The organism is Lacrimispora sp. (genome assembly GCF_047605665.1).
In the GTDB taxonomy this organism is placed as follows: domain Bacteria; phylum Bacillota; class Clostridia; order Lachnospirales; family Lachnospiraceae; genus Lacrimispora.
This window is the reverse complement of the sequence record NZ_JASGFH010000012.1, coordinates 42,799-56,071: the sequence shown is the minus strand read 5'-3', so window position 1 is coordinate 56,071 and position 13,273 is coordinate 42,799. Positions and strand designations below refer to the sequence as shown.

At 45.6% G+C, this 13,273-nt stretch carries 11 protein-coding genes; 5 read left to right on the top strand and 6 right to left on the bottom strand.

What is annotated here, in order from left to right:
• Positions 1 to 61: 61 nt before the first annotated feature.
• The 4 genes from QM657_RS11290 to QM657_RS11275 form a co-directional block, all read right to left on the bottom strand.
• Positions 62 to 910 carry an SDR family oxidoreductase gene (locus tag QM657_RS11290; RefSeq protein WP_415066760.1) on the bottom strand — a complete coding sequence of 283 codons (849 nt, stop codon included), beginning with the start codon at positions 908 to 910 and terminating at the stop codon, positions 62 to 64.
• Positions 911 to 944: 34 nt separating this feature from the next.
• On the bottom strand, positions 945 to 1,946 hold the full coding sequence (locus QM657_RS11285; RefSeq protein WP_415066759.1) for a 3-hydroxyacyl-CoA dehydrogenase family protein: 1,002 nt from the start codon (positions 1,944 to 1,946) through the stop codon (positions 945 to 947).
• A 359-nt stretch (positions 1,947 to 2,305) separates the two neighbouring features.
• Positions 2,306 to 3,067 (bottom strand): DeoR/GlpR family DNA-binding transcription regulator, encoded by a 762-nt coding sequence (locus tag QM657_RS11280; protein WP_415066758.1) that lies wholly within the window; start codon positions 3,065 to 3,067, stop codon positions 2,306 to 2,308.
• A 111-nt stretch (positions 3,068 to 3,178) separates the two neighbouring features.
• On the bottom strand, positions 3,179 to 4,660 hold the full coding sequence (locus tag QM657_RS11275) for a tagaturonate reductase (RefSeq protein WP_415066757.1): 1,482 nt from the start codon (positions 4,658 to 4,660) through the stop codon (positions 3,179 to 3,181).
• A gap of 224 nt (positions 4,661 to 4,884) precedes the next feature.
• Between QM657_RS11275 and iolC the strand changes: the two genes are divergently transcribed.
• Genes iolC through QM657_RS11260 form a run of 3 tightly spaced genes read left to right on the top strand, consistent with a single transcriptional unit; the run spans position 4,885 to position 8,282 of the window.
• The gene (iolC, locus tag QM657_RS11270; protein ID WP_415066756.1) at positions 4,885 to 5,913 is read left to right on the top strand and encodes a 5-dehydro-2-deoxygluconokinase; all 1,029 of its coding nucleotides are present in this window, start codon (positions 4,885 to 4,887) and stop codon (positions 5,911 to 5,913) included.
• A gap of 15 nt (positions 5,914 to 5,928) precedes the next feature.
• Entirely contained in the window at positions 5,929 to 6,756 is an 828-nt protein-coding gene (locus QM657_RS11265) for a class II fructose-bisphosphate aldolase (RefSeq protein WP_415066755.1), read from the top strand.
• 23 nt (positions 6,757 to 6,779) lie between these two features.
• Entirely contained in the window at positions 6,780 to 8,282 is a 1,503-nt protein-coding gene (locus QM657_RS11260; protein ID WP_415066754.1) for a CoA-acylating methylmalonate-semialdehyde dehydrogenase, read from the top strand.
• Positions 8,283 to 8,422: 140 nt separating this feature from the next.
• Here QM657_RS11260 and QM657_RS11255 read toward each other — a convergent pair whose 3' ends face one another.
• A complete protein-coding gene (locus tag QM657_RS11255; RefSeq protein ID WP_415066753.1) occupies positions 8,423 to 9,091 on the bottom strand; it encodes a GntR family transcriptional regulator in 669 nt (222 codons plus the stop codon).
• Positions 9,092 to 9,375: 284 nt separating this feature from the next.
• On the opposite strand from QM657_RS11255, the gene QM657_RS11250 reads away from it, so the two are divergent.
• Positions 9,376 to 10,857, top strand: coding sequence for a UxaA family hydrolase (locus QM657_RS11250; RefSeq protein ID WP_415066752.1), 1,482 nt, complete (start codon positions 9,376 to 9,378; stop codon positions 10,855 to 10,857).
• Between the two features lie 23 nt (positions 10,858 to 10,880).
• Positions 10,881 to 12,368: a tagaturonate reductase gene (locus QM657_RS11245; protein ID WP_415066751.1), complete on the top strand. Its 1,488-nt coding sequence runs from the start codon at positions 10,881 to 10,883 to the stop codon at positions 12,366 to 12,368.
• 68 nt (positions 12,369 to 12,436) lie between these two features.
• Here QM657_RS11245 and QM657_RS11240 read toward each other — a convergent pair whose 3' ends face one another.
• Positions 12,437 to 13,273: an ABC transporter permease gene (locus QM657_RS11240; RefSeq protein ID WP_415066750.1), complete on the bottom strand. Its 837-nt coding sequence runs from the start codon at positions 13,271 to 13,273 to the stop codon at positions 12,437 to 12,439.

The following is a 13,273-nucleotide window of genomic DNA, read 5'->3' as shown; positions in this document are numbered from 1 at the left end:
ATTTGTCTTCTTAAAATAACAAACATTAAAACATAGCTTCTGACAGTTTACTTCTTTACCTTTAGACGCCACTATAGGCTGTATATCCACCATCGATGGGAATAATCGCTCCTGTCACAAAAGAAGCTGCTTCATCACTCAGCAGGAACAGTATTGCGCCTAACAGTTCATGAGACTCTCCTAAACGCTTCATTGGTGTACCGTTCAAGATTTTGTTCATACGCTTAGTGGGCGTTGTACCGTCTGCTTCATAAAATAATGGCCTTGTCTGATGAGTAGCCAAAAATCCTGGTGCAATTGCGTTTACCCGGATTCCTGAATCTGAAAAATAAGTTGCCAGCCATTTTGTAAAATTACCAACAGCCTCCTTTGCCGCCGCATATGCCGGAATCTTTGTCAGAGGCAGATATGTATTTACAGAAGCAATGTTAATAATATTGCTGTGTTCTTTCAGAATCATGTCTTTTGCAAATTCCTGAGTTGGTAAAAACGTTCCGGTAAAATTCAAACCAAATACGAAATCCAGGTCTTCTTTGCCGATATCAAAAAATGTCTTTTCTTTACCCAGTTGATCCTTATGAAAGATTTCACTGTCAGTCGTGGCTCTTGGATTATTTCCTCCTGCACCGTTAATCAGGATATCACATGGGCCATATGCATCTAAAACCTGCTGCCTTGCATCCTTAATGGATTGCTGTTCAAGAACATTGCAGACAACCGGAATTGCATCTCCTCCAGCTTCTTTTATTTCTTCTGCAAGCTTTTCAACCGCTGCCTTATTAATGTCTAAAAGTGCAACTTTTGCACCTGATAAAGCCAGTGCCAGTGCCATGCTGCCGCAAAGAATGCCGCCTGCACCGGTGACCACTGCCACCTTTCCATTTAGATCAACTTTGAGTGGTAAATTCATTTCCTGTACCTCATCTTTCTGCTATAATATTTAGTTAATCTGCAACCTCTGGTAAATCCCAGTTAAAAAACTGTAAGTATGGCTGTTCCTGCCTTTTTCTGAAATCCGCCATATCTTTATGATTCCAGTCAAGATACCCCTTTTTTGACTCCGATTTGTAACCAATTTGGTTACTGCTGTTGAGTTCCACCAACTTATTGGCAGGTACCTGTCCACTGCATAAATCAGGATATAAATACTCAGATATATTTTTAACTAAATCAAGCCCCACAAAATCATTGTGTTCAAAAATTCCGATCTTGGAATACCTGGGACCAAAGCTGTACATCAATGTACGGTCAATGTCCTCCGGTGTTGCAACCCCATTCTCCACAAGCCATGTGGCTTCGCGGAACATAGCATGCATCAGTCTGTTTCCAATAAAGCCCGGTACACTTTTTCTGACAACAACAACCTCTCTTTTTACGGCTTTAAAAAAGCCGATTGTTGTATTTAAAGTTTCCTCGCTTGTTTTTTCTCCCTTTACCACTTCAATGCAGGGAACCAAGTGAGGAGGATTCCAGGGATGAGAAACCAAAAATCTTTCAGGGTGTACAACGCCTTTCTGAAGATCTTCTACAGAAAGAGCTGATGTCACTGATGTTATGATGCAGTCTTCAGAACAATTCTTTTCTATTTCTTTGTACACCTCATACTTTACCGGAAGCCTTTCTACAACTGCTTCAATGATAAAATCACAGTCTTTTAAATCTTCGTAGCTCTTTGTGGTTCTTAGCTTAGACATGCATACTTCAATCTGCTTTGCTGTAACCAGGCCGGCTTTCAATAAATTACTGAAATACTCTTTGCTTGTCTCTACCCCCTTCCCTATTAATTCATCTGAAACACCGAGCATCACAACTTCAATCCCATTGCCAACAAATAATGTGGCAAGACTGGCTCCCATTAATCCGGTTCCAACAATTCCAACCAGTCTGGGTTTTACTCCATTTTCCAAGCTTTTTCCTCCCTTCTCAATTTGTGGGTACGTTCCCATAGTCAGGGAATAAAAAATGTAGTTAAACACAGCTGTTTTCTACATTTTTTATGTGGGAACGTTGCCACATTCTTATAATCACAATTTAGCAGAATGCACCTCATATGTCAATACATCATTTTATTTTTGTATATAACGCACTAATCGAATGTTTTATTTTCAGTACATTCAAAGACCCTCTTATGCATATTGAACGAAATATCTTCTATTTAAAAATAAAAAACGGAGTCCTTTTTCTCAATGAAACATGTATGTTTTCAATGGTAATAGAAATTTCCCATTATATTTAAAAATGCCGAAAAAAATAAACCCGCCAGATGGCGGGCCTATTCCTAATGCTCATTTTAAAAAGCTCAACATTACTGCCGACCTGCAACCTGCAGATCAATCCCCTGCTCTTCAAAATATTCCACATACTCTTCCGGAGGGCGGACATCGGTGATCACAGTATGCACCTGCTGCAGCGTACAGTAGGTCACAAGAGTGACCACATCGAACTTGCTTTCATCTGCCATCAAAATAACGTGTCCGGTTTTTTTCACCGCCGTCGTCTTAATGTCATACTCCCAGGGTGACGCATGGGTGATGCCCGATTCAATGGTGACTCCCGACGCCGCCATAAAAGCCTTTGTGATGTTATACTTGCCAAGGGCTTCTGCCGTATCGATTCCTGCAAAGGAATTGGTGGTCTTATTATAGATTCCGGTGACACAGATCAGTTCGATGTTATCATACTTTACCGCCTTTTCAATTACCTCCAGGCTGGAAGTGATGACCGTCACCTGCCTGCCTTCCAGGAAATCCACAACACATGCCGTCGTCGTTCCGGAATCAATGAAAATGATATCCTGGTCAGCCACAAGCTCTGCTGCCCTGCGCCCGATGGCCATTTTGCCGTCAATGTTCCTGATCTCCCGCTCTTCAAAGGCAATTAAGTTCCCCCCTGATTTTTTCCGGACGCCGCCGTATACCTTTTCAATCAAGCCTGCCTGCTGCAGCTCACTGACATCCCTGCGCACCGTTACCAGGGATACTTTAAACTCCTTACTCAAGTCCTCCATGGACACGGTCCCGCATTTTTCAATGTACTCTTTCATCTCATTAATACGGCTGTCTTTCATGCATGTGCCCCCAATCGTAAACGTTCATCATTACTCCACTCTATTATAGCTTATGAGAAGATATCTTTCAACTTCTCCCAAAAGGTCCTGCTTTTGGCACCGTCCAGAAATTTATAACATTTCCATGGCTGCATGCATTCCCACTTCGTAAATCCTGTTCAGATACACTTCTGCCATCAGGGCGAAATCGCCTAGCTTCGTCAAATCCTCGCCCCACATCTTTTCATTGCTGCATACGGCCTGAACGAGCTGGGAAACGGTGTCGTCCCTGTGCTCTATAAAGAATTCCAAAACCTCCCGGTCATCGTTTACAACGTACTCTTCTTCTCCTCTCAAACCGACCATATGCCCGTCTTCCAGGAGGCTGCAGTGATAGAAAGCCAGATAGGCCGCAAAGCTGAATACCAGATTGGAGGGAAGCTTTCCGAATTTCTCATAATAGCTTTTCACACTGGGTAAGTCTCTCGCCTTCCACTTTGAGGTGGTGTTCAGGGAAATTGCCAGCAGCTTATGGTCAATGAAGGGATTGGCCAGACGTTCAAAGGTCTCTTTTGCAAAGGAAAGCTTTTCTTCCTCAGGCAGGTCCAGGGCCGGTATGATCTCTTCATATACCATTCGTTCCATATAACCCTTAATCACCGGATCATCGAGGCAATAACGGGCAATATTATAACCGGAAAGATAAGAAGCCAGAACCATGCCGGTCTGAACGCCGTTTAAGATGCGGACCTTCCGGTTTTTATAAGGGGAGCAGTCCCCGCAGACGATCACCGGAAGCCCTGCTTTTTCAAAGGGCAGCTCCTCTCTCAGCCACTCCGGCCCTTCGATGACCCAGATCGCAAAAATCTCTCCGGTGTCGATGAGGCGGTCCTCATATCCGTTTTCTTTTTCCAGATAGCTGATCTCTGACGCCGGATATCCTGTTACAATCCGGTCAACCATGGTGGAGCAGAAAGTATTTTCTTTTTCCAGCCAGGAAAGGAAGCTTTCTTCCAGGCCCCACAGCTTTATATACTCTTTCACGCACCGTTTCAGCTCATCTCCGTTGTGGTCAATGAGCTCGCAGGATAAGATAACAAAGCCCTTTCCTTTTTCCTCCCGGAATGTCAGATAACGCTCATGGAGAAACCGGGTCAGCTTTGCAGGAAAATTATCCGGCGGAGTATCTTCATACCTGCATGCATTGTCAAAGGCGATTCCTGCCTCCGTGGTGTTGCTGATGATATACCTTAAGTTGGGATTTGCCGCGCATTTTAAAAATTCCCAGTAATCCTCATAGGGGTTTATGGCCCGTTTTATGCTGCTGATGATTCTCTTGCGGCTCACCTTTTCCCCGTTTTCATAGCCCCGCAGATAAACGGTGCAGAGGCCTTCCTGTTCATTGACCGCATCGGAAAGACCGTTTTTTATGGGCTGTACGATGCAGACCTTTCCCTGAAAACCTGCCTTTTCGTTTGCGATGTCAATAAAATAATCCGCGAAGGCCCGCAGAAAATTGCCTTCTCCAAATTGAAGAACCCGCTCCGGCCCTTCCTTTAACAGATAACCACTGTAGCCCTGCTCTTCCAGAACATCATAACTTAAACGTTTCATCCAATCTCCTCTCAAAACTTTATCAATTGTTTATCATTTATTATAACGGTATTTTTTTTCTTGTCAATACGGATTCCAAGCAATCCCTGGTATTTCCGGGATAAAATGGTGATATATAACTATTTTTTATTTTAGTATTGACTTAAAAACATAAAAGCTATATAATTTTATCAAATTATTATCACAACTTAATCATTTTGATTTCAGAAAGGATGGATTTGTCCATGATCACATTTGATTCCTCACGCCCCATTGACGTCGTACCTGTGGGGAGGATTGCCATTGATTTTAATCCTGTCAATTTTAACGAGCCATTTACTGCCTGTACCACCTTCAATAAATATGTAGGCGGTTCTCCCGCCAATACGGCTGCGGGCTTAAGCCATCTGGGCATAAAAACCGGGTTCATCGGAAAGGTTTCAAACGACAGCCTGGGAGACTATGTTGTGGGCTATTTAGAGGAACAGGGAGTTGATACCTCCCATATCTCCCGGTGCAAGGGCGATGAGACTTTAGGACTGGCCTTTACGGAAACGAGAGCCGACGGCAGCACCAACTTGATGATGTACCGCAGCGGCCCGGTTGCCGATTTGCAGCTTTCTCCTGATGAGATTGATGAAGAGTATATCAAAAAGGCCAAATGCGTCGTCATTTCCGGAACAGCCCTGGCTGCCTCCCCTTCCAGGGAAGCCGTTTTTAAGGTGCTGGAACTGGCTGCAAAGAATCAGTGCGTCACTGTTTTTGACATCGACTACCGTCCCCAGACCTGGAAAAGTGATGACGAAATCTCCATCTACTATACATTGGCTGCAAAGTACGCAGATATTATCATGGGCTCCAGGGAAGAATTTGACCGGATGGATTCCATGGTCGCTTCTTCTGATTCCGATGACTGGCAGACGGCCAGCCACTGGTTTAAGCAGAGGGCTAAAATTGTCATCATCAAACACGGAAAGGAAGGCTCCAGGGTCTACTGCTCCGACAACAGCGCTTACCAGGTAAAACCGTTTCCTGTCAAGGCACTGAAGGCAACCGGAGGCGGCGACGCTTATTCCAGCGCATTTTTAGCCGGTCTCCTTAAAAACTTCACCATCGAACAGTCACTGGAAATGGCGACGGCAAGCGCTTCCATGGTAATTGCCAGCCCAAGCTGTTCTTCTTCCATGCCTGATTTTAAATCCCTTGAAAGCTTTATCAGGGAATCCAGGGAAGCTTACGGCGAAGTGATCAGCAAAATTGAAAAAGATAAATAACAGGGGGATTGGTCTGTGTTAACAAATTTAAATACCATATTCAGCCAGCATCCGGATTACGCCATTGCAGCCTTTAACATCTTCGGCTATGAAGATGCCGCTGCCGTGGTGGCTGCTGCCGAGGAACTGAAAGAGCCTGTGATTTTAATGGCCAACAGGGATGCTGTAGTCCATATGCCCCTGCCTGTTTTAGGAAAAATCATGACCCATTTAGCAGAGCAGGCCTCTGTACCGGTCTGCGTCCATTTAGACCATTCCACCAGCTTTGACACCATCAGGGAAGCCATTGAGGCAGGATTTACCTCCGTCATGTTTGACGGCTCACAGCTTCCCATGGAAGAAAACATTGCAATAACGAAACAGGTAGTGGATTATGCCCATCCTCTGGGAATCTCGGTGGAAGGGGAAATCGGCTCTGTAGGATACTCTGATCCGTCTATCCAGGCAAAAACCGTTTTTACAGAACCGGAAGATGCCCTGTTCTTTGCGGAGTCAACCAAAGTGGACTGTCTGGCCGTTTCCATCGGAACCGTACACCGGATGGAACAGCAGGCGGCAAACCTTCAATTTGACCGGTTAAAGGAAATCAGGGACAAGGTTTCCGTCCCCCTGGTCATCCACGGCTCAACCGGAGTGGCTGACAGCGATTTGACAAAACTGTCCCAGAGCGGCGCCATGAAGATCAACATCGGCACATCCCTTCGGATGGCATTTGGTAAGACCCTGCGAAAGGCCATGGAGGAGAATCCAAATGCATACGACAGAATCAAGCTGTTTCAGGAACCCATGAAAGCAGTCTGTCAGACAGCAAAAATGAAAATGCAGACCTTACAATATAAATAAAAGACGAGAGGGAGGTTTCTTAAATGAAAACATTGCAATTCTTTTCCGGCGGTAATTGGATTTCTTCGAAAACAGAAAAATACATGGATGTCTATAATCCAAGCACGGGAGAAATCATCGCAAAGGCACCCTGCTGCACCGAGGACGAAGTAAAACACGCCATCGAATCCGCAAAAAAGGCTTATCCGGCATGGTCCGCAACCCCGGCCCTAAAAAGGGTGCAGATTCTTTACCGCGTGAGGGATTTGATTATGGAACATTTAGACGAGCTCACAGCTTTGTGCGCTACGGAAAACGGAAAGTCCTGGGGAGATGCCCAGGGAGATGTTTTAAAAGCAAAGGAAGGAACAGAACAGGCGATCAACGCTCCAAACCTGCTGATGGGAGAAAACCTGATGGATGCTTCAAGCGGCGTGGATACCGCCTTGTACCGGGAATCCTTAGGCGTGTTTGCAGGCATCGTTCCCTTCAATTTCCCTGCCATGATCCCTATGGGCTGGATGGCTCCCATGTGCATCGCCACAGGCAACACCATCGTGATCAAGGCTGCCAGCCCTACTCCCATGACCTGTATGCGGATTGCAGAGCTCTACCAGGAAGCCGGTCTTCCGGACGGCGTCTTAAACATTGTCACCTGCTCACGGAATGAAGCGGAGCTCTTCATGAAGCACCGTGATATCAAGGGAATCAGCTTTGTAGGCTCCACTTCTGTAGGCCTGCACATTTATAAAGAAGCCGCTGCAAACGGCAAGCGGGTCCAGGCCCTGTGTGAGGCGAAAAATCATGCCCTTGTCTTAGAGGATGCTCCCATCGAGCGCACCGCAGCCGGAATCATCAACGCTGCTTTCGGCTGTGCCGGAGAGCGCTGCATGGCTCTTCCCGTTGTGGTTGTCCAGGAATCCATTGCAGATCAGCTTGTGGCAAGCCTTGTGAAAAAGGCCAAAGCCCTGAAAGTAGGGGAATCCGTCGGCAGGGATACGGATATCGGTCCCGTAGTCACCGCTTCCCATAAGCAGTTTGTTTCCAACTGGATTGAAACCGGAATTGCAGAAGGCGCTGAATTGATTTTAGACGGCAGAAACTGTACTGTTCCCGGATTTGAAAACGGATTCTTTATGGGCCCCACCATCTTTGATCATGTGACTTCGGAAATGACCGTGGGAATCCAGGAAATCTTTGGGCCCGTACTGTGCATCAAACGGGTTAAGGATTTTGAAGAAGGACTGGCCCTTATGAACGGCAGTCCCTTTGCCAACGGCTCCGTCATCTTCACACAAAACGGCTATTACGCCCGTGAGTTCCAGAAGAGAACCCATGGCGGCATGGTCGGCGTTAACGTCGGAATTCCGGTGCCCGTAGGCATGTTCCCGTTTTCCGGCCATAAAAATTCTTTCTTTGGCGACCTTCACTGCCTGGGCAAAGACGGTCTGCGCTTTTACACGGAATCAAAATGCGTAACAACCCGCTGGTTTGATGAAGAAGAAATGAAAAGAGAAAAAGTAGATTCCTGGGATGGCACCATTTAACCGTATGGTCACAAACACCGGGAAGAGACTGCCGCAACATGGCTTTGCCGGAAAATAATGTATAAAGCTGCGTCTTGATGGCCTTAAAGCCGTTTCAAGGCGCAGTTCCATTCCATAAAATATGGTTTTTTGATCTGCGTTTACATCAAACGCTTTTTGGGAAATATAAATTCCAGCGCATCATCCCAGGAATTTTTAATATGCTTCTCGTAATTTTCCCTCACTTCTGCATCATCCTTGCGCATCATGGCATCGAGAATTTTAAGATGCTCTTCAATGGAAAGGGTATAATTCCGGTTAACCTTAGCACAATGCACCCTGATTCTGTTGCTGTGATCCGCCACCACATTCAGCAGTTCCTTTAAAAAACTGTTCTGTGACTGGGCAATGATCGTGTTATGCAGGTTATCGTCAAGTTTGGTGTAATAGCTGACGTATTCCTCCCTGTTTTTAAATTCAGGAGGGCTCTCAAACGCATCATACATTTTTTTCAGCCAGCTCCGTCCCAGCATGCGGTAGCACTGTACCGCTATGTAGGGTTCATTCAGCAAACGGACCTCATAAATCGCATTGACCAAATTGTAATCTATTTCACCAACCAGAGTACCTTTCCGCGGATAGATTTTAACAAAAGAATCTTTCTGCAGTATCTGGATCGCTTCCCGGATGGGAGTCCTGCTCATGCTCAGCTCCTTTTGCAGCTCCATGTCGGAGATGTCCTGCAAAGGAAGATATTCGCCAAGCACGATTTTATTTTTTATATATTCGTAGGCATTTGATACCTTGTCCTCTCGTACCGATCTATTCATGATTGCCCCCTTCTGCCGTGATGACCGGATATCGATAAATCTACTGTCCCGGCCACCGTAATCTGAAACAAAATAATTTTGAGGATTTTAAGTTTTATCTATAGTTTATTTCATAAAGAATTGTATTGTCAACACTTATTTAGATAATTTTATAACAATCCTATTGACTTCGTCAATTACCGTGTTTCCCTATTGACGAATTTCACAAAATAGTGTATGCTTTATGTAAGTGCTTACATTATCAATAACGGCTTTTAAAAAACACCCATAGAAAGGAAATGCTTATGCAGGATTTTATTAAAATTCATTCGGCCGACAACGTTGCTGTTGCATTAAAACCTCTTGTTTCCGGCACAGCACTGACCATCGGCAACACCTCTGTATCCCTGTTGGAAGACATTCCACAGGGACATAAGTTTGCTCTCTCTGATATATCAGCAGGAGCAGCCGTGATCAAATACGGCAATGCCATCGGTCTGGCAAAGGAAGATATCAAGGCAGGCGGCTGGATTCACACCCACAATTTAAAAACAGGTTTAGGCGATCTTCTCACCTATTCTTACAACAAACAGGACACCACTCTTGAGCCTACAGAAGAACGGTTCTTTAACGGCTACCGCAGGCCAAACGGCAAAGTGGGCGTGCGCAACGAAATCTGGATCATCCCTACCGTAGGCTGTGTCAATAAAATTGCCACTTCCCTGGAGACGATGTCAAAGAAATACGTAACCGGCACCATTGATGAAATCGCCGCATTCCCTCACCCATACGGCTGTTCCCAGATGGGCGATGACCAGGAATACACAAGAACCATTCTGGCAGACTTAATCAACCACCCCAACGCAGGCGGCGTCCTGGTTTTAGGCCTTGGCTGTGAAAACAGCAGCGTGGCAGAGTTAAAGCCTTATATCGGCGATTACGACGAGCGCAGAGTGAAGTTTCTGGTAGCTCAGGAATCCGAAGATGAAATGGCTGAGGCCATGGAAATGATCGAACAGTTAGTGGAGTATGCAGGTACATTTAAGAGAGAGCCCATCAGCAGCAGCGAGCTGATCATCGGCATGAAGTGCGGCGGTTCCGACGGATTATCCGGAATTACAGCCAATCCCACTGTCGGCGCGTTCTCCGATATGCTGGTTTCCAAGGGCGGAACTACGATTCTGACCGAAGTTCCTGAGATGTTCGGCGCTGAAACCCTTCTCATGAACCGCTGCCAGGATGAAGAAGTTTTCGACAAGACCGTTGATTTGATCAATGATTTCAAAAACTACTTCACCGCACACAATCAGACGATTTACGAGAATCCTTCTCCGGGAAATAAAAAGGGCGGCATTTCCACATTAGAGGACAAGTCCTTAGGCTGTGTACAAAAATCCGGAAGCGCTCCTATTGTGGATGTATTAAAATACGGAGAGCCGGTGCGCACCAAAGGCTTAAATCTCTTAAATGCTCCTGGAAATGACCTGGTGGCTTCCACTGCCCTGGCTGCTTCCGGCGCTCACATCGTTTTGTTTACCACCGGACGGGGAACTCCTTTTGCATGTCCCGTTCCGACCATGAAGATTTCCACCAACTCCGCACTGAGCTCCAAAAAGGGGAACTGGATCGATTTTAACTGCGGCGTTCTGGTAGAAGACACGGATATGGATACCCTTAAAAATCAGTTCTTTGATTTTGTTATTGAAGTAGCTTCCGGCAAGAAAGTGAAGTCTGAGGAAGCAGGTTTCCACGATATGGCCATCTTTAAGCAGGGTGTGACCTTATAAGATTAAGAAAAGGAGATTTTCAAATGGAAAAGTTATGTTATGAGACACTGGAAAAACTGGGCTACGACGGATACCTTTTAAAGGAGGCTCCGGAGCGTGTGCTGCAGTTTGGCGAAGGAAACTTTTTAAGAGCTTTTGTGGATTATTTTATTGATGTTCTCAACGAAAAAACCGGATTCAACTCCAAGGTTGTTTTATGCCAGCCTATCGCTCCCGGCCTTGCAGACATGATCAATGAGCAGGAAGGACTTTATACCCTCTTCCTCCGCGGCTTTGAAAACGGCCAGAAAGTAAATGCAAAGCGTGTGATCTCCTGCGTCAGCAGATGCTTAAATCCATATAAAGATTACGATGCAGTTCTCGATTGTGCAAAGAACCCGGACCTTCGCTACATCGCCTGCAACACCACTGAGGCAGGAATTGCCTATGATCCTTCCTGCCAGTTTACCGACACTCCGGCTGACAGCTATCCCGGAAAGCTGACCCAGTTCTTATACAAAAGATTTGAAATCTTTGGAAAAGAAGCTGGAAAAGGCTTTGTCATCCTCTCCTGCGAGCTGATCGACAACAACGGAAAAGAGCTGGAAAAATGCGTATTAAAGTATGCCGAGCAGTGGAATTTAGGCGAAGACTTCATCAACTGGGTGAAGAATGAAAACCTCTTCTGCTCCACTTTGGTAGACCGTATTGTAACAGGATATCCAAGAAATGAAGCAGCCTCTATCTGCGAGGAATTAGGCTATCAGGACAACTTGATCAACACCGGTGAAGTATTCGGCCTTTGGGTGATTGAAGCTCCGGAAAGCTTAAAGAAGGAGCTTCCATTTGAAGAAGCAGGACTTCCTGTTCTGATCTGTGACGACCACAAGCCATATAAGCAGAGAAAGGTACGCATCTTAAACGGCGCTCATACCTCCTTTGTATTAGGCGCTTACCTTTCCGGACAGGATATTGTGCGTGACTGTATGGATGATGAGGTAATCTGCGGCTTCATGAACAAGACCATTTACGAAGAGATTTTCCCGACCTTAACCCTTCCAAAGGAAGAGCTGATGAGCTTTGCAGCTTCTGTAACAGAGCGTTTCAAAAACCCATTCATCGACCACGCCCTGTTATCCATTTCCTTAAACTCCACAGCAAAGTGGAAAGCCCGCGTATTGCCGTCTCTTAAGGGTTATGTAGAGAAGACAGGAACCCTGCCAAAATGCATTACAGCTTCCTTTGCTTTCTACCTGGCATTCTATAACGGAACTGTACTGACAGAGGACAGCTTAAATGCGACACGTCCTGCCGGAGATGAATACTCCGTTAAGGATGACAAGCCGGTTCTCCAGTTCTTCTATGACCATAGAAATGACGATGCAGAGACGCTCACTCATGCCGTTTGCACCAATGTGGATTTCTGGGATGAAGATTTAAGCCAGATTCCAGGCTTCGAGGCTGCTGTTGCCGGTTATTTGAAGGCAATCAAGGAAAAAGGCGCTTATGAAGTGATGAAAGACTGTTTATAATCAGCAGGATTTTATATTAAAAAGCTGGATGTGTGTTTAAAACACACCTCCAGCCTTTTTTGTTTTGCCTAACCCCAAAGCTCATTGGCATCGGTGGCACTTCTGTTCATGCGGGAGAAATCTGTTTTAACGAATGAACTGGTGGACAACAGTAAAAACACCACTCCAATCGTTAAAATGACTGCAAATGTCATAAACGGGGTAACCGTAAAGCCGTAAATATCAACCACCAGCTCTTCATTCCTGAGTTCAGCAATGGAAAGGCCGGTTTTTTCCAAAACAATCATGCGAAAGAATGCGGTAGCATAAGTCATGGGATTCATATAGGCCACAAACTTAAGAGTGCCGGGCAGCATGGATAAGGGAATATAGGCCCCGGAAAGAAAGGTCAGAGGCATTGTCACAGCCGTCTTGACGATCTGGAAGGTTTGGCCGTTACGAACCTTGGTTGCCAGAAACAGCCCGACACCGGAAAAAGCCATGCCGATAAAAATCATTGATACGAGGACATATAAGGGGGTGGTCCAGGAAGTGAACTCAATTCCGATGAATAACCCTATCACCAGTATCAGCACCCCCTGTAAGGTGGAGACTGTAGCCGCAGACAGTAATTGACCCATTGCAACAGCAACCCTCTTAGCCGGGGAAACCAGCACCTCTTTCATAAACCCGCTGACCATATCGTCAACCGTTGATGAGGCCAAATTCAGCGCACTTTCAAACACCGTGGTTATGATAACTCCGGAGAGCATATAGGAGATGGGATTTTCAATAAAATCATTTTTAAAAATAGCGCCAAATACGTAAACAAAGAAAAAGGGGAATATCAGCGAGAAAATCAGCCCTGTTTTATTTCTCACAAAGGCCTTTAAACCTCTCTTCCACAACGCGAGCACAGTATTCAT